16 protein-coding genes are annotated in these 17,852 nt (G+C 63.6%); 1 reads left to right on the top strand and 15 read right to left on the bottom strand.

Going from position 1 to position 17,852, the window contains the following annotated elements; translation table 11 throughout:
• Window positions 1–90: 90 nt before the first annotated feature.
• A complete protein-coding gene (locus tag ABE522_RS02585; protein WP_346590432.1) occupies window positions 91–798 on the top strand; it encodes a 2OG-Fe(II) oxygenase family protein in 708 nt (235 codons plus the stop codon).
• A gap of 444 nt (window positions 799–1,242) precedes the next feature.
• Here the strand turns inward: ABE522_RS02585 and ABE522_RS02580 are convergent, their stop codons facing one another.
• The 15 genes from ABE522_RS02580 to dnaN all read right to left on the bottom strand — a co-directional run bounded on the left by ABE522_RS02580 (window position 1,243) and on the right by dnaN (window position 17,739).
• Window positions 1,243–1,797, bottom strand: coding sequence for a DUF922 domain-containing Zn-dependent protease (locus ABE522_RS02580; protein ID WP_346590338.1), 555 nt, complete (start codon window positions 1,795–1,797; stop codon window positions 1,243–1,245).
• Window positions 1,798–1,878: 81 nt separating this feature from the next.
• Window positions 1,879–2,214, bottom strand: a complete 336-nt coding sequence (locus ABE522_RS02575) for a helix-turn-helix domain-containing protein (protein WP_346590337.1) — start codon at window positions 2,212–2,214, stop codon at window positions 1,879–1,881.
• A 381-nt stretch (window positions 2,215–2,595) separates the two neighbouring features.
• Window positions 2,596–3,708, bottom strand: coding sequence for a PA0069 family radical SAM protein (locus tag ABE522_RS02570; protein ID WP_320505955.1), 1,113 nt, complete (start codon window positions 3,706–3,708; stop codon window positions 2,596–2,598).
• 386 nt (window positions 3,709–4,094) lie between these two features.
• The gene (locus ABE522_RS02565; RefSeq protein WP_346590336.1) at window positions 4,095–4,838 is read right to left on the bottom strand and encodes a pyridoxine 5'-phosphate synthase; all 744 of its coding nucleotides are present in this window, start codon (window positions 4,836–4,838) and stop codon (window positions 4,095–4,097) included.
• 46 nt (window positions 4,839–4,884) lie between these two features.
• Window positions 4,885–6,345, bottom strand: coding sequence for a cardiolipin synthase (gene cls, locus ABE522_RS02560; RefSeq protein ID WP_346590431.1), 1,461 nt, complete (start codon window positions 6,343–6,345; stop codon window positions 4,885–4,887).
• 108 nt (window positions 6,346–6,453) lie between these two features.
• Window positions 6,454–6,867 (bottom strand): ExbD/TolR family protein, encoded by a 414-nt coding sequence (locus ABE522_RS02555; protein ID WP_057509018.1) that lies wholly within the window; start codon window positions 6,865–6,867, stop codon window positions 6,454–6,456.
• 3 nt (window positions 6,868–6,870) lie between these two features.
• Window positions 6,871–7,296, bottom strand: a complete 426-nt coding sequence (locus tag ABE522_RS02550) for an ExbD/TolR family protein (protein WP_042612135.1) — start codon at window positions 7,294–7,296, stop codon at window positions 6,871–6,873.
• Between the two features lie 55 nt (window positions 7,297–7,351).
• Complete coding sequence (exbB, locus tag ABE522_RS02545; protein ID WP_042612136.1) at window positions 7,352–8,110, bottom strand: TonB-system energizer ExbB; 759 nt, start codon at window positions 8,108–8,110, stop codon at window positions 7,352–7,354.
• Window positions 8,111–8,197: 87 nt separating this feature from the next.
• The gene (locus ABE522_RS02540) at window positions 8,198–8,866 is read right to left on the bottom strand and encodes an energy transducer TonB (RefSeq protein WP_042612137.1); all 669 of its coding nucleotides are present in this window, start codon (window positions 8,864–8,866) and stop codon (window positions 8,198–8,200) included.
• Between the two features lie 145 nt (window positions 8,867–9,011).
• Window positions 9,012–10,229 (bottom strand): tetratricopeptide repeat protein, encoded by a 1,218-nt coding sequence (locus ABE522_RS02535; protein WP_346590335.1) that lies wholly within the window; start codon window positions 10,227–10,229, stop codon window positions 9,012–9,014.
• Window positions 10,230–10,362: 133 nt separating this feature from the next.
• Window positions 10,363–11,169, bottom strand: a complete 807-nt coding sequence (locus ABE522_RS02530; RefSeq protein ID WP_346590334.1) for a M48 family metalloprotease — start codon at window positions 11,167–11,169, stop codon at window positions 10,363–10,365.
• A gap of 103 nt (window positions 11,170–11,272) precedes the next feature.
• Window positions 11,273–12,121 carry a CPBP family intramembrane glutamic endopeptidase gene (locus ABE522_RS02525; RefSeq protein WP_346590333.1) on the bottom strand — a complete coding sequence of 283 codons (849 nt, stop codon included), beginning with the start codon at window positions 12,119–12,121 and terminating at the stop codon, window positions 11,273–11,275.
• 69 nt (window positions 12,122–12,190) lie between these two features.
• Window positions 12,191–14,650, bottom strand: a complete 2,460-nt coding sequence (gene gyrB / locus ABE522_RS02520) for a DNA topoisomerase (ATP-hydrolyzing) subunit B (RefSeq protein ID WP_346590332.1) — start codon at window positions 14,648–14,650, stop codon at window positions 12,191–12,193.
• A 110-nt stretch (window positions 14,651–14,760) separates the two neighbouring features.
• The gene (gene recF, locus ABE522_RS02515; RefSeq protein ID WP_346590331.1) at window positions 14,761–15,855 is read right to left on the bottom strand and encodes a DNA replication/repair protein RecF; all 1,095 of its coding nucleotides are present in this window, start codon (window positions 15,853–15,855) and stop codon (window positions 14,761–14,763) included.
• 783 nt (window positions 15,856–16,638) lie between these two features.
• On the bottom strand, window positions 16,639–17,739 hold the full coding sequence (dnaN, locus tag ABE522_RS02510) for a DNA polymerase III subunit beta (protein WP_042612143.1): 1,101 nt from the start codon (window positions 17,737–17,739) through the stop codon (window positions 16,639–16,641).
• Window positions 17,740–17,852 lie beyond the last annotated feature (113 nt).

Here is a 17,852-nt window from a genome sequence, read left to right as displayed (position 1 = left end):
CTTGCTCGCTTGGCCGTCGCACATGTCCGTGACGTGACAACCCCTGCGCCAGTGGGCACCATCAAGGGCCCGCTGGCGAAGGATCCAGGCATGCAGACGCAGGACCCTGTTGATTTCATTGAAGTGATCCACAACGCCGTGCCCGCCGATGTGTGCGCGGCTATCGCGGCGCGACTGCGCGCAAGTGACCGCCTGCAACCGGGTGCGGTAGGTAGTGGTGTATTCCCTGAACTCAAGCGCAGCAAGGATCTCCGCATCAGCGGGCTGGCCGACTGGGCGGATGTTGAAAGCGTCCTGCAGCAGGCCGTTTTCAACGGGCTTTTGACTTATCTACGCCGTTATCCACAGGCATTGATCGCCCCGCTGATGTTGCAGATCCAAGACAGCAACGGTCAGCCCAAGCGCCTCACGGCAGAAGATTTCCCCGACATGAGCCCGGCCGCGCTGTCGGATCTTGCGCGCACCTGCCTGCGGCCGGGCGCGATCAACCTGCAATGGTATGCAGCAGGCGAGGGCGGTTACCCCTACTGGCATTGCGAGCTGTATCCGAAGGACGAGAAGGCGGAAACCCTGCACCGCCACCTGCTGTGGACGCTGTACCTCAACGATGAATTCGAAGAGGGCGAGACCGAGTTTCATTTCCAGCAGCGCAAGGTCACCCCGCGCACCGGCAGCCTGCTGATCGCGCCGACCGCCTTCACCCATACCCATCGCGGCAATCGTCCGCAGGGCGGCGACAAGGTCATCGCCACCAGCTGGATCCTGTTCCAGTCCGCGCAGAAGCTTTACGGCGGCTAAGGTCCCCATTTCCCCGGGCGCTGAACGCACACGTGTCCACCTTTCCCTTGGCCGACATGTGCAGCGACGCCCGGGGAGATGAGGATGCTTGGCAGCGAGCGTCCTGCTCATGGGCCCGCCTTCCGTGGGGCGTTGCGTCCTCAATTCGATTGATGGAGTCGATATTGATTGGCGTTGCCTCTGCACGGCGCCTATCTTCCGGGACACGACGCGAACTGCCTTTCAGAAATCGCTCATCGCTGCTGCCAGGGGTCGGATGGGTGACGACCTGACTCGGTGGGTGACGACCGTTGGTCGTCACGCGCTTGCCGTTCCCTGACAGCCAGACCGCTGCGCTCGCCGAGCGTGGCTCGGCGCTACCCTCTTCGCCACCTGCATCGGTGGGTGTTGACCTGCCTCCGTGGGTGACGACCGTTGGTCGTCACGCGCTTGCCGCGCTGCAAGTCAGAGCACCGCATCCTGGGTGAGGCCGTGCGCGGTATCCACATCGTACTGCCGGTCCCGCTGCTGGTATTCCTCGATGATCGCCCGACCCAACCTGTCCACCTCCGTCGCCAGCGCCGCACAGCCCTTGTTCGACTTCACGCTGACGAACTGCCTGCGGAGTTCATCGGCAGCGGCTACGCCATACGCGAAGTGACCCTGCTCGTGCACGGTAAGCGCCGCCAGGAAGCGGTCCCATCGCTCCTGCAGTTCCGGATTCGCCCTGTCGCGGTCTTCCCAACGGGGCAGGGTGATCGTGCCCTTCAATTGAACAGACGGCGAAGTGAGCAAGCACCGGTTGCCCTGCGACTGCCATCGATACGTCCACGACACATTCCATTCGGCATGCCCCGGATAGCGCTTTCCCGTGGGATCGGCCGGCCCCAGCGAGCGCATCGCGTTGCCCAGCTCGCGGTCGGTGGTGCCATGAATGGCGTAGTGCACGAAGGTCGGCAGGTCATAGGCCGATGCGACGTTGGCGACCAGCAACAGCACGACAAGGGGCAGCAAGCGCATCCCTGCACTCCATGGAAGTAATCGCAAAGTGTAATCGCGGCGGATCCGCAAACGCGATCCGGGCTTCCGCGCGCTGCAGGTTCACTCAGCCGGCCGCATGCCTTCGACAGCGTCCACCCGCAGCGTCAATCCCAACGCGCGTAGCGCGCCCATCATCGTGCGCAGGGTCAACGTGCGTCGGCCGTACAACTGGCGACGCACCACCTCGACAGGCAGCCTGCATTCGCACGCGATGGCACGCAATCCTGCATCGCCAGCAACATAGGCGAGGGCCTCGCCAAAGATCGCCGCATCGCCTTCGCTTTCGGCAATGCACGCGTTCAAGTAATCAATCACCGCCTGCGGTGTGCTGGGCCGGTCGAAGTGACCTGCCGCTTCCATCTCCGCATAGGAAAGTGGCGCGCGACCGGCCTTCATCGGAACGGCCTGCTGATGAGGAACAAGGACACGTGCACGGCGTGCCGGGGCTGCATGGACATCGAAGGACCTCGCATGGCAAGGGCCACCTGCGCCGAAGCGCGAGGTGGCGGGCGATGCGGGTTGGCGTACCGGCAACTTAAGGCATGTAGCAAATCCGGCGGATCGGGATCCCCGCGCACCACCCGCCATATAACTGGCAACGCAGTGCATTCTCCGCCGTGCCCGTGGGCTACAACAGAGCTATTTGCCTTAAGTCATACGGGACGCCAATCCCGGCTGGCACGTTGGGCACCAGCCCGGTCATCGTGCACAGCGGTGTGCACCTGCGTCCATGAGAAAAACTGTGAAGTGCGGGCGCGCTATCTTGGACGCCCCCCCCTAGAACAACGACCCCTGCGGCGAATCCGCCTTCGGCGGTGCGGGCCGCTCGAACTTCGTGCAATCCAGCTTCGGCCAGTGGCTGTTCTGCGCATCGAATCCCAGTCGCCTGCGTGCCAGCTTGAAGCGGTTCGACAGCAGGTCCGCATACACGCCCTGGCCGCGCATGCGGGTGCCGAACTGGCTGTCGTAATCCTTGCCGCCGCGCAGCTGGTTGATGGTGCTCATCACGTGCGTGGCGCGGTCCGGGTAATGCGTCTCCAGCCAATCGCGGAACAGCGGCGCCACTTCCAGTGGCAGGCGCAGCAGCACATAGCCGGCACTCGATGCACCGGCATCGCGCGCGGCTTCCAGTACGGCTTCCAGTTCGGCATCGTTGATCCACGGAATCACCGGCGCCACCATCACCCCGACCGGAATGCCGGCGTCGTGCAGCCGGCGCATCGCACGCAGCCGTGCATGCGGTGCGGCCGCGCGCGGTTCGAGTTTCGAAGACAGATGCGGATCCAGCGAAGTCACCGAGAAATGCACGCTCACCAGGTTCTGTTCGGCCAAGGGCGCCAGCAGGTCGATATCGCGCTCGACCAGTGCGTTCTTGGTGATCAACGAGAACGGATGGCGGGTTTCCAGCATCACTTCGATCAGCTGTCGGGTCAGTTTGAACTTGCGTTCGATCGGCTGGTAGGAATCGGTGTTGATGCCCAGCGCGATCGGCTGTGGCACGTAGCTGGGTTTTGAAAGTTCCTTGCGCAGCAGCTGCGCTGCGTTGGTCTTGGCGAACAGCTTGGTCTCGAAATCCAGCCCGGGCGACAGATTCAGATAGGCATGCGAGGGCCGTGCGAAGCAGTACGAGCAGCCATGTTCGCAGCCGCGATAGGGGTTCACCGATTGGCTGAAGCCGACGTCCGGTGAGTTGTTGCGGCTGATGATGCTGCGGGCGGTTTCGGCGCGCACTTCGGTGCGCAGGCGCGGCGCCAGGAACTCTTCGCTTTCTTCGGCTTCCCAGCCATCGTCCACCGCTTCGCTGACCGTGCTTTCGAAGCGGCCGGCGATGTGGGTGGTGCTGCCGCGGCCTTTGATGGCGATGTGGGGGATGGAATCGGGGCGACCCATGGGATTCTTCTGAGGTGAGTGCGGTTAGTATTATTGCTAACCACAGGGTATGCAATGCGCTGGGATTCAGGTGGCTGTAGGCATGACGGGGGATGGGGGTTTGGCTTGCCCCCATGGTTATCCACAGGACTTCGGGTCATGCCGGGACAGGGCGCAGGACATTGCAAGCCACGATGTGCGCAGCGCAGGGTAGGGGATGGGTGTCTCAGGGGGTGCGACGGTGGGCCGGGTTAGGGCTGTGACGACCAACGGTCGTCACCCACCGGGGGGGCGATCGTCACCCACCGGGGGGGGCGGGTTGATGGCCAGCGGCCGTCACTACCGGGGGGTGGGCTCCACGGGGCGTGATGGTTTCCGCCGACCATGGGTCGGCGCTACCAAGGGGGTTACAGCTGGCTGAGGTAGCCGCGCACCGTGGCGTCCAGGCCGTCGTACAGGGCTTCGCTGATCAGGGCGTGGCCGATCGAGACTTCCAGCACGCCGGGTACGCCGGTCAGGAAGGCGCGCAGGTTGGCCTGCGACAGGTCATGGCCGGCGTTGACGCCCAGGCCCACTGCCTGTGCACGGCGCGCGGCGGTGGCGAACAGGTCCAGCATCGCGGTGGCATCGCCGGCGGCGTGCGCTTCGGCATACGGCCCGGTGTACAGCTCGATACGGTCGGCACCGACGTCGGCCGCGCGTTCCAGCAGCGGGTTTCCGGCATCCACGAACAGGCTGACCCGGCAGCCCACCGCCTTCAGCGTCGCTACCAGCGGGCGAAGGCGCTCGCTGTCGGCGGCGAAGTCGAAGCCATGGTCGGATGTCAGCTGGCCATCGCCATCGGGCACCAGCGTGGCCTGTGCAGGACGGGTGGCCTCGCACAGCGGCAGCAGCCCCGGGTAGCCTTCGCGCGGCGGGGCGAACGGGTTGCCTTCGATGTTGAACTCGACCCCGCGCGCGGTGGTCAGCGCGGACAGGGCATGCACGTCTTCGGCGGTGATATGACGGCGGTCCGGGCGCGGGTGCACGGTGATGCCGTGCGCACCGGCGTCCAGGCAGGCCTGCGCGGCACGCAGCACATCGGGGTCGTGGCCACCACGCGAGTTGCGCAGCACGGCGATCTTGTTGACGTTGACGCTGAGGCGGGTCATGACGGCAGGCGGGACGGTGACGGAAGCGCGCAGTGTAGCGCCGCTGTCACAACAGCGGCGAGGCCAGCCGTGCGAAGGCTTCAGGCAGGCGGTGCCGCCACAGGCCGCGGTTGCGTTCGTTGTGGACGCGGCTGGCGCTGTCGAACTCATGGTCCAGGATGCCGGCCAGCTCGGCCACGCGGTCCTTGTCCCGCAGCAGCATGGACAGTTCGAAGTTGAGCCGGAAACTGCGGTGGTCGAAGTTGGCGGTGCCCACGATGCACACGTCGTCGTCGGCGATGAAGGCCTTGGTGTGCAGCATGCGCGGGCCGTATTCGTAGATCTTCACCCCCGCCTGCAGCAGCTCGTCGAAATACGATCGCGCGGCCTGGGTGACGAACCACGAGTCACTCATCTTCGGCACCAGCAGGCGCACTTCCAGCCCGCCCAGCGCGGCCGATGTCAGCGCCATGCGTGCGGCTTCGCCGGGCACGAAGTAGGGCGTCACCAGCCACACGCGGTGCTTGGCTTCGTGGATCGCCGCCACGTGCAGGCGATGGATGGTTTCCCAACCGGAATCCGGGCCGGACACCAGCACCTGCGCGTTGATGCTGCCGTCGTCGCGGCTCGGGGTTTCACGTGGCCACAGCCGCGCCTGGTCGAACTGCTGGGCGTCTTGTCCGCTGGCATACAGCCAGTCTTCCATGAAGACCAGCTGCAGGCTGCGCACCACGTGCCCGCGCAACCGCATGTGCAGGTCGCGGTAGGCGTTCGGGTCGCGCTGTTCGTTCTCTTCGTCGGTGATGTTGATACCACCAGTGAAGGCCAGCAGGCCATCGATGACCACCAGCTTGCGGTGGGTGCGCAGGTTCAACCACGGGCGCTTGAACGGCTTGAGCAGCTGCCGCGGATGGAACCACACGGCCTCGCCACCGGCATCCAGCAGCGGCTTCAGGAACGCGGCGCGGATGTTGCCGGCGCCGACTGCATCCAGCAGCAGCCGGACCTGCACCCCGCGCTGTGCGGCAGCCACCAGTGCATCGCGCACGGCGGTGCCGGTGTGGTCCGGTTCGAAGATGTAGTACTCCAGGTTCACGTGGTCGCGTGCCTGGTTGATGCCCTCCAGCAGGGCGGCATAGGTCGCCGCGCCGTCCACCAGCCATTCAACTTCGGTGGCGCTGCTCGGCGCCAGGCCGGTGGTGGCCTGGCCGATGGCGGCCAGTTCGGTGCAGTCCGCATCGGGTGGGCAGACGCTGCTGTAATGCTCCATGCCGGAACGCGAACGGCCGCGGCGCAGGCGTTGCCGTTTTACTTTCTGCGGGCCCAGCAGGTAGTAAATGAAGAGGCCGATATACGGCAGCGCCGCCAGCGAAAGTATCCAGCTGAGCGTGGCCACCGGCTCGCGTTTCTGCAGCATGATCCAGCCGGTCAGGCCGATCAGGTACAGCACGTAGGCAATCGCCATCCCCTTGCCGAGGTGGGGAATGGCATCAAGCCCGTGTCGCAGGGCGTCGAAAAAGGCAATCATCGCCGGATGATACGCGAGCATGCGTGGGCCGATAGCGCGCATAAAAAAACGCCCCCGTTTCCGAGGGCGTTTTCCAGTCGCGTCATGAGTGCGGACTGCGTGTCGCGTTTACTGCTGTACGAAGCCGATCTTCTTCATCTGGGCGTTCTTCGAGGCGGCCAGGATCTTGGCCATCACGTCGTACTCCGAGTCCGGGCTCGCGTCGATCCGCAGTTCCGGCTGGTTCGTCGGGTCACGCTGGACCTCCTGTTCCATCCGCTGCTGCAGTTCGCCCACGGCGACCGGGCTGTTGTTCCAGAACACCTGGTTGCTCGCATCGACGCGCAACTCGACCGGCGGCGGCGGTTCAACCGTCACCGGGGGCGGGTTGAGCACGCGCTGCGGCAGATCCACGGCGATCGGGTAGGTCATGATCGGCGCGGTCACGATGAAGATGATCAGCAGGACCAGCATCACGTCCACGAGGGGCGTGACGTTGATATCCGCCATGGGGCCTTTGCCACCACCAGAACTGAATGCCATGGCTTACTGCCCCTTCTCTTTGGTCGCAACGAAGCCGACGTCCAGCATGCCCTGTTCCTGCGCGACCTTGGTCAGCTCGTTGATGACGCGCATCTTGGTCGTGCGGTCACCACGCAGGTTCAACGGCGGCTGCGGGGTCTGCTGGGCCGCGGTGGAAAGGCGGGACTCGAGCGTCCCACGGTCGATTTCCTCATCGTTCCAGAAAATCGAACCGTCTTCCTTCACTGCCAGCGTGATCGGACCCTTGCGATCATTGGCATCGTCCGGGTTCTGGATCAGGTTGGCTTCGGGCAGCTCGACCTTGACCTTGTGGGACATCAGAGGCGCCGTGATGATGAAGATGATCAGCAGCACCAGCATCACGTCCACGAGGGGCGTAACGTTGATGTCGGCCATGGGGCCGCCGCTGTTACCACTACTGAAAGCCATAACGGGCTCCGTCTAGATCGGTGTGAACTACCTTCGTGCCGGGTACAGCGCGTCCTTAGCGGACGCGCGAACCGGTAGCGAAGAAGTCGTGCAGGTCGTGCGCGAAGGTATCGAAACGGCTGATGGTCGCGCTGTTGATCTTGCTGAAGAAGTTGAAGGCGAACACGGCCGGGATAGCCACGAACAGGCCGATCGCGGTCATGATCAGCGCTTCACCCACCGGGCCGGCGACGGCATCGATGGAGGCCGAACCGGTTGCACCGATCTTGATCAGCGCGCCGTAGATGCCCCACACGGTACCCAGCAGACCGACGAACGGAGCGGTTGCACCGACGGTGGCCAGCAGGGTCATGCCCGACTGCAGCTTGTTGCTTTCGCGGGTCACGGCCTGACGCAGGGCGCGATCAACGAATTCCGAACGGCTCAGGGTCTCACCCAGGCCACCGGTTGCGCCGCCTTCGGCACGCTGGTGGTGGGCGGCAGCCTGTGCGGCGTCCAGGGCGATCTTCGAGAAGGGCTCCGAAGCCGGCTGTTCTTCCATCGCACGGATGGCGTCCTGCGCGTTCGGGGTATCCCAGAACAGGCTGGTGACCTTGTCGGCAGCGGCCTTCAGGCGGCTGGCGCGGAAGATGTTGATGACAGTCCAGTACCAGGACATGGCCGACATCACGATCAGGGTGATCAGCACCACCCAGGAGACTGCGAAGTCGCCCGGCTGGCTGGTCATTTCATGGATGAGGTGCTCGAAGCCCATCTGCGACAGGGCGTTGGAGTTGCCCCCGGCAGCAGCGGCGATGAAAATTTCCTGCAGCATGACGCTTACCTTTGTTGTGTGTGGTGTTGAAGGGTGTAGCTAATCATAAGAGCCATCAGCGGGGTGGCACGGCGGCCACCCGGTGCATCAGCTCAGCGCAAAATTGACCGGTACGCGTACGCGGCCCGCGGCTTTCTTGCCGCCCGACTCGGCTGCGTTGAAGCGCCACTTGCGTGCAGCTTCCATTGCAGCGCGATCCAGGTCGCGGTTACGGCTGGATTTCTCGACCGTGACATTGGTGACGTTGCCTTGGGCATCGACATCGATGATCAGGATCACTTCACCCTGGATACCTGCGCGGAATGCGGCCGGCGGGTAACGCGGGGGATTCATGTTCTTGGACGAGATATCGACGCTGGCCTCGATGGAGGTCGGCGGTGCCGGCGGCGCGGGCGGCGACGGCGGGGTGACGATATCGTTCGGGCGCGGTTCCGGCACGTCGACGATCGGCGCCTGCGGCGGCGGCGGAACCGGCGACGGCTTCGGCGGCGACAGGTTCTTCACCGGCGGCGGCGGCGTTTCATCCGGCGGCGGCGGCGGCGGCGGCGGAGGCGGCGGCGGCGGTGCATCGACGATGGTCACCATCACGTTGCGCTCCTTCTCTGCAGCGGCCTTGGGGGCGACGGCAGGAATGAGGAGCATCATGAAGGCAGCCAGATGCAGTGCGATAACAAACGCGATGCCGAAGATGCGGGGCCAGCTCAGGCCCTTCTCTTCAGTTTCTTCGTAGCGGTGAAAGACTAGTTGTTCCGTCATGCGCCAAGAGCTCGATTGTGGGGCCGGGATACCCGGGGGGCGGGATCCCTGATCAGCGGTGCATGACACCGCAGGAACCTCCAAGCTTATACCAATCCTGAGTGCCTGCGCACGCTTCGCGCAGGCATTCAGGCGTTATTCCTACTTACTTCAGGTTGATGATTTTGTCCGCATCCGCGGCGTTCTTCAGGCCACCCTTGGCCTTGGCCTGACGCGCTGCTTCCTTGGCCTGGGGAATCTTGCCCTCGCTGTGCAGGACACGTGCCAGATTCAGGTAGGTTTCGCCAGTGGGCGACAGCGGAGCGGCTTTCTGCCACGCCTCGATCGCCTTGTCCACCTGCTGCGGTTCTGAGTAGTAGTAGGACTGGGCCAGTGCCAGGTAAACCTGATGGTCCGGCTTCAGTATGCCCTTCTCGAGACCTTCGTTGATCACCGAGATTACTTCCTTTTCCTTGTTCTCGGTATTGGCGTAGATCGAATACAACTGCTTGTATTCGCGCTCTTCGGTCAACTGGCCCGAAGCACGCAGCTTGTCCATGACACCGGCGGCCTTGTCCATCTGGTCGGCCTGCATGTACATGTTCGCCAGGTTGAGCTGCGCCTTCTTGTCGTTCGGGTTCTTGGCGGCGACGGCCTCGGCGGCGGCCACGGCTTCACCGGTCTGGCCGGCTTCGGCGTAGGCGGCCATCAGCAGCTGGTTCCACTGGTCCTTCGGCTCCGGCGAGGCAGCGATGGCTTCCTTCAGCACCGGAATCGCTTCCTGGTAGCGCTCCAGCTGGTACAGCGCCTGGCCCTTGGAAACCAGTTCCTCGGGCTTCTTCGAACCGCTTTCAGCGAAATACTTGTCGATCAGGGTCAGGCCCTGGGCCTGCACGGCCTTGTCATCATCCTGCAGCTGCAGCTGGGCCAGCATCAGCATCGACTGGAAGTGGCCGTTGTTGTCCATCGCGTTGGCGTCCAGCACCTGCTGCAGGTAACGCTTGGCGCCGGCAACGTCGTCCTGCTGGTAGGCAGCCTGCGAAGCGAGCTGGGCGGCAAGCGCCTTGTCGTATTCGTTGGCGGCACTGTTGCCCAGGATCGCGGTCGCTTCGGTCACGGTCTCCGGGAACTTCTGCTCGTTGTAGCTGTCTACCAGCTTCTGCAGCTGCTTGCCCAGCTTCGCCGAGGACTTCATGCCCGGCTCTTGGCGGGTAGCGTTCGGGTACAGCACTTCGGCCGCAGCGGCCTTGCTGCTGCCACGACGCTCGCGCTGTTCCGAACGGTCGGCCGAACGTGCCTGCGCGGCAGCATCGGCGATCACGACACCGCTGACAGTGGTCGCAATCAGCATGGTCAGCAGGGCTTGCTTGGGGTTACGGAGCATATCTTTCACCTCGATCGGACCGCGTAGCGGCAGCAATGACGGACGTCAGAAAAATCTGAGCCGCCAAACGTATCAGAATTATGCGACCTGAGAAATCGTTTCCTGTGCTGCATCACAGCAAATTAACGGATATTCAGCTACAGCGTGGTTTGCGTCCCGCCGCCTGCGCTTGTTGGAACACGCCTTGCAGGCCGGGTGCATCGCGCTGCAGTTCGCGGATGCGGTTGGCCGGATCGGGATGGGTCGACAGCCACTGCGGGCTGCGGCCACCGCTGGCGGCCATCATGTTCTGCCACAGGTTCACCGCCTGCGCCGGGTCGAATCCGGCCTCGGCCATCAACTTCTGGCCAACCACGTCAGCTTCGCTTTCCTGGGTACGCGAGCCGGGCAGCAGGAACAGCGTCTGCGCGCCCATTCCGCCGAACTGGTTCACCGCGCTGGCTGCCGTTTCGCCGTAGGCCGCACCGGCCAGGGCGCCGACCACCGACAAGCCGGTCTGCGCTCCCATCTGCCGGGTAATGCGCTCTTCATGATGGCGTGCGATGACGTGGCCGATTTCATGGCCGATGACGGCCGCCAGCTGATCCTGGTTCTTGGCCACGGTGAAGATGCCGGAATTCACGCCGACCTTGCCGCCGGGCAGGGCGAACGCATTGGGTTCGTTGTCGGCAAACACCGCCGTTTCCCAGCGAACCCCCCGATACTGTGGCGGCAGCTGTGCAACCAGTGCATTGACCACGCATTGCACGTAGGCGATCTGCCTGGCGTCGGTGCTGATCTTTTCCTTCTGCTTGGTTTCAGCAAAGGCTTGCGCGCCCAACTGGTCCAGCTGTGCCTGGGAAACGCCGCCGACCACCTGGCGCCGCCCGGTGGGTGAGGTGGTCGTCGCACAGCCGCTCAGCAGCGCCGTGATCGTAAATGCCAGCAGCAGTCGTTTCATGGATCGGATCCCCGTGTTCATACACCGAGTGTCCACTTCGACAGCTTAATTTTTCGTCAATCCGCCCGCGGGAAACGCCGGCATCGCAGCAGGCGCGGTGCGATTACGTCGTGCCGAATGCCATAAGCATGGCCATTGCCACTGCGTTGTTAAGGGCGTGCGCACCTATCGGTGCCCATAACGTGCCGGTGCGTTGGTAAAGCCAGCAGAAGGCGGCGCCCATGCCGCCGTAGATCAACCACAGCTGCGCCGTTTCAGCGAGCCCATTCGCGGTGGTGCCAGGAATCTCATGGACCAGGGCAAACGCCAGGCTGCTCAGCACCACGCCAAGCCACGGCTTCCCGGCCTGCCATAGACGCCCGAACAACACGCGGCGGAACAGCAGTTCCTCGTAAGCCGGCGCCAGCACGACGGCAAACAGCGTCAGGAATACAGGGAACTGCGCTGCAGCGCTGCTCATCAATTCCAGGTTGGTCGGTACCGGTTCGATGCCCGCCCGCTTGGCCAGGAAGCCGATGCCGTTGCTGCCGATGATGACCAACGCCCCCACCCACAGGGTCCAGCCCCAGGTGGCCGGCCGGCCCAGTGCACGGTGCGATGTTTCACGTTCGGCGGGCGTGGCCCGGCGGCGCCAGAAATACAGGATCAGCGCTGCGCCACCGGTAGCGAAAAGCGCCATCAGGACCTGTGCCAGCGCGCCCGGTTGACCCAGCTGGTTACTGATGCCGTCCGGCGTGGGCGGGGCCGCGCCGCTGGCTGCCAGCTGGGCACCGACCATCATGCCCTGCACCGCGCCCCACAACAGTCCGGCAAGCAGGCTCAGACCGAACAGGATGAGCGCCGCCAGGCCGAGGTCGATCAGGAAACCGGCAACCGGTGAGCCACTACCGCGCGGGGGGGGCGGCGAGACGCCGGGAAGTGGCGGCGGTGGAACCTGGGTGCGTGTCGACATGCGCGTCCTGCAGCAGAAAAGGAACGCAGGCACCCGCGATCATGCGGGCGCCTGCAACCTTCGATTGTGTCAGATATCCAGGTTGGCGACTTTCAGCGCGTTGTCTTCGATGAAGTCACGGCGCGGTTCGACCACGTCCCCCATCAAGGTGCTGAAGATCTGGTCTGCGGCGACCGCATCTTCGATGCGCACCTGCAGCAGGCGACGGGTATCCGGGTTGACCGTGGTATCCCACAGCTGCTCGGGATTCATTTCGCCCAGGCCCTTGAATCGCTGGATCTGGCGTCCACGCTTGGCTTCGTCGAGCAACCACGCCTGCGCCTGGGCGAAGCTGGACACTTCGATCGACTTGGCGCCGCGACCGATCGTGGCACCGTCGCGGACCAGGCCATGCAGCAGGCTGGCGGCCTGGTAGAGCGCGCGCAGTTCACCGCCATCGAAGGCCGCGAGCGGCAGCACCTGGATGTGTTCTTCGCCCATGTGGCGACGGGTCACCAGCACGGCAGCCGGACGCTGGTCGTTGGGTTCCTGCAGTTCCAGCGTGAAGCGCGCCGAGCCCAGGCTGCCCTGGTTGAGCCGGGCGGCCAGGGCATCCAGGCCTTCGCCGGCCGGCGCGTTGCGCAGGTGCTCCAGGTCCATCGGAATGAAATCCACCAGCGATTCAAGCAGCTGCCGATCATAGCGGTGCGCGTTGCGCGAAATCGCCTCAAGCGCGCCGGCATAGCTGAGCAGCAGCTTTTCAAGCGCCACGCCTTCGATGCCGCGTTCGCCGGCCGCCGGCACCAGCACGGCGTTTTCCACCGCGCTGCTGGCCAGGTACGCGTCGAGCGCCGGATCGTCCTTCAGGTACAACTCGGTCTTGCCCTGCTTGATCTTGTACAGCGGCGGCAGGCCGATATACACATAGCCACGTTCGATCAGCTCAGGCATCTGACGGTAGAAGAACGTCAACAGCAGCGTACGGATGTGCGCACCATCGACGTCGGCGTCGGTCATGATGATGATCTTGTGGTAGCGCAGCTTGTCCGGGTTGTACTCGTCCCGCCCGATGCCGGTGCCCAGCGCGGTGATCAGCGTGCCGACCTGGTCGGAGGCCAGCATGCGGTCGAAGCGCGCGCGTTCCACGTTGAGGATCTTGCCGCGCAGCGGCAGCACGGCCTGGTTCTTGCGGTTGCGGCCCTGCTTGGCCGAGCCACCTGCCGAGTCACCCTCGACGATGAACAGTTCGGACAGTGCCGGATCCTTTTCCTGGCAGTCGGCGAGCTTTCCCGGCAGGCCGGCGATGTCCAGCGCACCCTTGCGGCGGGTAAGATCGCGCGCTTTGCGGGCCGCTTCGCGGGCACGCGCGGCATCGACGATCTTGCCTGCGATGGCCTTGGCTTCGTTCGGATTTTCCTGCAGGAAGGCTTCCAGGCGTTGGCCGAATGCGTTTTCCACCGCCGGACGGACGTCCGAGCTGACCAGCTTTTCCTTGGTCTGGCTGGAGAAGCTGGGATCAGGCACCTTGACCGACAACACGGCGATCATGCCTTCGCGCATGTCATCGCCGGTCAGGTTGATCTTGGCCTGCTTGGCGATCCCATTCTGTTCGATGTAGTTGTTCAGCACGCGCGTCAGCGCGCCGCGGAAACCGGCCAGGTGGGTGCCGCCATCCTTCTGCGGAATGTTGTTGGTGAAGCAGTACATCGTTTCCTGGTAGGAATCGGTCCACTGCAATGCCACTTCCACGGTGATGCCACTGTGCTCGCCCACGACCGAGATCACATTCGGATGGAGCGGAGTCTTCAGCTGGGCAAGATGCTCCACGAAGCTGCGGATGCCGCCTTCGTAATGGAAATCGTCACGACGGCCTTCTCCGCGCTGGTCGATCAGAACGATCTTGACGCCCGAATTGAGGAACGAAAGCTCGCGGAGGCGACGGGCGAGGATGTCGTAGTGGAACTCGACGTTGTCGTGGAATGCCTTGGTCGACGGCCAGAAGCGCAGGGTGGTACCGCGCTTGGTGCTGGCTTCGACCTGCTGCAGCGGCATCACCGCAGCGCCGTCTGCGTATTCCTGGTGGTAATGGAAACCGCCCTGGTAGATGTCCAGGGTCAGCTTCTGCGAAAGCGCGTTGACCACGCTGACACCCACGCCGTGCAGGCCGCCGGAAACCTTGTAGCTGTTGTCGTCGAACTTGCCGCCGGCATGCAGGACCGTCATCACGACCTCGGCAGCCGAGACCTCGCGATCCAGCTTCCTGCTCATCTGCTCATGCTTGCCGGTCGGAATGCCGCGTCCGTTGTCCGAGACACCTACTGAACCATCTGCATGGATCGTCACCGAGACGTGGTCGGCGTGGCCCGCGAGCGCCTCATCGATCGAGTTGTCGACGACTTCGAACACCATGTGGTGCAGGCCGGTGCCGTCGTGGACGTCGCCGATGTACATGCCGGGGCGCTTGCGGACGGCCTCCAGGCCTTCCAGCGCCGTGATGCTGTTGGCGTCGTAGGTGCCAGTGTTTGCAGGGGTGTTCTGTTCGTCAGTCATTGCGCTCGCCGTAGGCTCCGCAGGTCGGGCGCCAACCACTGGCGCGCCGAGAAAGAGGGGGTGGTGCAACCTGAATTATACCAGCCGGGCAGGTCTACCCCGACGGACCACTATGGCACACCGTTCACGTGTCCATGTTCCACGTGGAACCGCGCGATGTCGGTGCGGTCGAGCAGCGGTGGCGGGGTCTCCGTGGCGGTAATGAAAATCTGTGCGGGGCCGACCAGCAGACGGTCCAGCACCCGCCCTTGGTGGTGGCGATCCAGTTCGGATCCCAGATCATCAAGCGCTATCACGGGCCAATGCCCGCGCTCCACCGCATAGTCTTCGGCCTGCGCCAACAGGCAGGTGAGGGCGGTCAGCTTTGCCTGTCCGCGGGACAGCGCATCACGGCCTGGAATGCTGCCAAAACCAACACTCCAGTCGGCACGGTGTGGCCCTACGGAGGTGTACCCGGCCTGGCGATCGCGTTCACGAGCCAGCAACAGGGCATCGGCGAGCGAAACCTCCTGCCGCCGCCAGCCGGGGCTGAGCGTCATCGACTGCATGTCCAGCTGGGGCGCAATATTTGCCGCCAGTTCCACGGCCCGGGCCTGCAGCCGTTCCAGGTAGTGCAGACGCCGGCTGGTCAACGGTTCACCGGCGTCGGACAGCTCGTGGTCCCAGGTGTCCAGCATCCGCGGCGAGCCACCTTGCTTGAGCAGGGCATTGCGCTGCTTCAGGGCACGCGAATAGCGTCGCCACAGGGAAAGGAAGTCAGGTTCCACGTGGAACAAGCCCCAATCCAGGAATCGGCGACGGGGTTCGCCGCCGCCGCTGACCAAGGCGTGGCTGCCCGGCTCAAAGGTCACCACCGCCAAGGCCGCGCACAGATTCCCCAGCTGCGCGACGTCTTCACCGTCCAGACGGCCTTTCCAGTCCTGCCCGGAATGACGAAGACCCGCGCGGCGGCGGATTTCGCTGCCCTCCGCATTCGATTCGTCCCATTCCACGAAGATTTCCAGCGATTCCTGTCCCTGGCGGATCAAACCGTCGCGAACCCGCCCGCGGAAGCTGCGCCCATAGGCCATCAGGTGCAGTGCTTCCAGGACGCTGGTCTTTCCCGCGCCATTGTCGCCGGTCAGCAGGTTGATGCCGGGCTGCGGCAACAGTTCTGCCGCGTCGAACCGACGGATCTGGTGGAGGGAAAGACGGCGGATCTGCATGGAGGGGCTGAGCGGCACCGAGGGTGCGGGGAGTTGAGCGATCTACCAGCTTACTGCATCGGTCAAGTGCTCCACCGGGTGCGGGAGTGCGGTCAGGGCGCGCCCTGTGGTGGCCGAAATCCGTTGCGTTCTGCGGGTCCAAGGCCACGGCGCGCACCAGATTTCAAGAAATCCAGGCACGTCCCTGGAGACGGTTCCACGTGGGGGGAGTGAAATCGTTGAATTCTGCTGGGCCCCAGCCCGCGGGCAGTCTCAGATTTCAAAGGATTCACGGCATCCGCGAAACGGGGCTGGGAAACCTCTGGATGACTTATACACAACCACTGGGCAATCTGTGGATAAAAAAGGCACTTGAACACGGCCTGGATTCTATCCACAGGTATTCCCCCAGCCCGCCCCCCGATTCGAGGGGGGGTTTCGAGGTCAACATTTCCTTTTAAATCAGTTAGATAGGCAACTTATACATGAAATCTGGCCCTACCATCACCACCATGCTTTAGATTTATACCCAGATTCAAAAGCTTGGCAGCCCCTCCGAACAGGCCCGGGTGGGGTGTGGATAGCCGCCTACAGAGCAGCGCGAAGCAATCCGCAGCAACACGGCAGATTCACCGAAAGTCCCAGATATATCGCCAGCGGCTGGTCGGGCCTCAGTGCCAGCTGCGTACAGCCAGACGGCAGCTAGTGCACGGCTGATTCGCAGCGCAACGACGATGCTCCACGTGGAACAAAAAAAAACGCCCGAACCAGTCGGGCGTTTCCTGTTCCACGTGGAACCGAGCGTCAGAGACGCAGCGGCATCACCACGTGGCGCGACTTCTCGCTGCTGGCTTCACGCACCAGCGCCGAGGAGTTCGAATCGCGCAGCTGCACGATGACGTACTCATCGCGCAGTGCCGAAAGGGCATCCAGAACGTAATTCACGTTGAAGCCAATCGCGAGATCGCTGACGGTGGTTTCCGCTTCAATCTCTTCCTGGGCTTCTTCCTGCTCCGGGTTGTGCGCGCTGATCTTCAGATTGCCCGGCGAGACTTCCACGCGGATGCCGCGGTACTTCTCGTTGGACAGAATCGCGGCACGCTGCAGCGAGGCACGCAGCGCTTCACGATCCACCTTGACCTCACGGTCGGCACCGATCGGAATCACGGCCTCATAGTCCGGGAAACGACCATCGATCAGCTTCGAGGTGAAGGTCACATCGTCGCGTTTGACGCGCACGTGGCTGCGGCCGACTTCCAGCTCGATCTCGCGATCACCGCTTTCCAGCAGGCGCTGCAGTTCGGTCACGCCCTTGCGCGGCACGATGATCTGGCGCTTGGAACCACTGGGCTTGGCGAGATCGGTTTCGCACAGCGCCAGGCGGTGCCCATCAGTGGCAACGGTGCGCAGCGTGTCGCCGCGAAGGTCGAACAGCAGGCCGTTGAGGTAGTAGCGCACGTCCTGCTGGGCCATCGCGAACGCGGTGCGTTCGATCAGTTCCTTCAGGGTGGCTTCGCCGATCGCAACGCGCTCGGTGGCTTCCACTTCGTCCACCGATGGGAAGTCGTTGGCGGGCAGGGTTGCCAAGGTGAAACGGCTGCGCCCGGCCTGCACGGTGATCTTGTCACCGGTCTGCGAGACGGTGATCCGGCTGCCATCGGGCAGGGCGCGGATGATCTCGAAGAGCTTGCGGGCGGGAATGGTGGTTTCGCCGTTCTCGGCGTCTTCAACTGCGATCCGCGACACCATTTCCACTTCCAGGTCGGTACCGGTCAGCGAAAGCTGCCCGTCCTGCACCTGTACGAGGAAGTTGGCCAGAACCGGCAAGGTCTGGCGGCGTTCGACCACATTGACGACTTGCGCCAACGGCTTGAGAAAGGCTTCGCGCTGCAGTGTGAAACGCATGTGGTTCCGTGCCCCTATGCTTTAAAAAATATGGAATAAATCAAAAGCTTGGTGGTGATGGTAGAGCCAGAATTCAGGGAAAACACACTCAAGTATTTGAATCCAAAGGGTTT

Origin of the sequence: Stenotrophomonas lacuserhaii (genome assembly GCF_039674585.1) — a bacterium.
In the GTDB taxonomy this organism is placed as follows: Bacteria; Pseudomonadota; Gammaproteobacteria; order Xanthomonadales; family Xanthomonadaceae; genus Stenotrophomonas; species Stenotrophomonas pennii_A.
This window is presented reverse-complemented; position numbering and strand designations above follow the sequence as displayed.

What these genes read in the sequence shown, in the direction of transcription:
- ABE522_RS02585 (WP_346590432.1), top strand. Translation starts at nt 91, where the DNA reads ATGCAGACGCAGGACCCTGTTGATTTCATTGAAGTGATCCACAACGCC.
- ABE522_RS02580 (WP_346590338.1), bottom strand. Translation starts at nt 1,797, where the DNA reads ATGCGCTTGCTGCCCCTTGTCGTGCTGTTGCTGGTCGCCAACGTCGCA.
- ABE522_RS02575 (WP_346590337.1), bottom strand. Translation starts at nt 2,214, where the DNA reads ATGAAGGCCGGTCGCGCGCCACTTTCCTATGCGGAGATGGAAGCGGCA.
- ABE522_RS02570 (WP_320505955.1), bottom strand. Translation starts at nt 3,708, where the DNA reads ATGGGTCGCCCCGATTCCATCCCCCACATCGCCATCAAAGGCCGCGGC.
- ABE522_RS02565 (WP_346590336.1), bottom strand. Translation starts at nt 4,838, where the DNA reads ATGACCCGCCTCAGCGTCAACGTCAACAAGATCGCCGTGCTGCGCAAC.
- cls (WP_346590431.1), bottom strand. Translation starts at nt 6,345, where the DNA reads ATGATTGCCTTTTTCGACGCCCTGCGACACGGGCTTGATGCCATTCCC.
- ABE522_RS02555 (WP_057509018.1), bottom strand. Translation starts at nt 6,867, where the DNA reads ATGGCATTCAGTTCTGGTGGTGGCAAAGGCCCCATGGCGGATATCAAC.
- ABE522_RS02550 (WP_042612135.1), bottom strand. Translation starts at nt 7,296, where the DNA reads ATGGCTTTCAGTAGTGGTAACAGCGGCGGCCCCATGGCCGACATCAAC.
- exbB (WP_042612136.1), bottom strand. Translation starts at nt 8,110, where the DNA reads ATGCTGCAGGAAATTTTCATCGCCGCTGCTGCCGGGGGCAACTCCAAC.
- ABE522_RS02540 (WP_042612137.1), bottom strand. Translation starts at nt 8,866, where the DNA reads ATGACGGAACAACTAGTCTTTCACCGCTACGAAGAAACTGAAGAGAAG.
- ABE522_RS02535 (WP_346590335.1), bottom strand. Translation starts at nt 10,229, where the DNA reads ATGCTCCGTAACCCCAAGCAAGCCCTGCTGACCATGCTGATTGCGACC.
- ABE522_RS02530 (WP_346590334.1), bottom strand. Translation starts at nt 11,169, where the DNA reads ATGAAACGACTGCTGCTGGCATTTACGATCACGGCGCTGCTGAGCGGC.
- ABE522_RS02525 (WP_346590333.1), bottom strand. Translation starts at nt 12,121, where the DNA reads ATGTCGACACGCACCCAGGTTCCACCGCCGCCACTTCCCGGCGTCTCG.
- gyrB (WP_346590332.1), bottom strand. Translation starts at nt 14,650, where the DNA reads ATGACTGACGAACAGAACACCCCTGCAAACACTGGCACCTACGACGCC.
- recF (WP_346590331.1), bottom strand. Translation starts at nt 15,855, where the DNA reads ATGCAGATCCGCCGTCTTTCCCTCCACCAGATCCGTCGGTTCGACGCG.
- dnaN (WP_042612143.1), bottom strand. Translation starts at nt 17,739, where the DNA reads ATGCGTTTCACACTGCAGCGCGAAGCCTTTCTCAAGCCGTTGGCGCAA.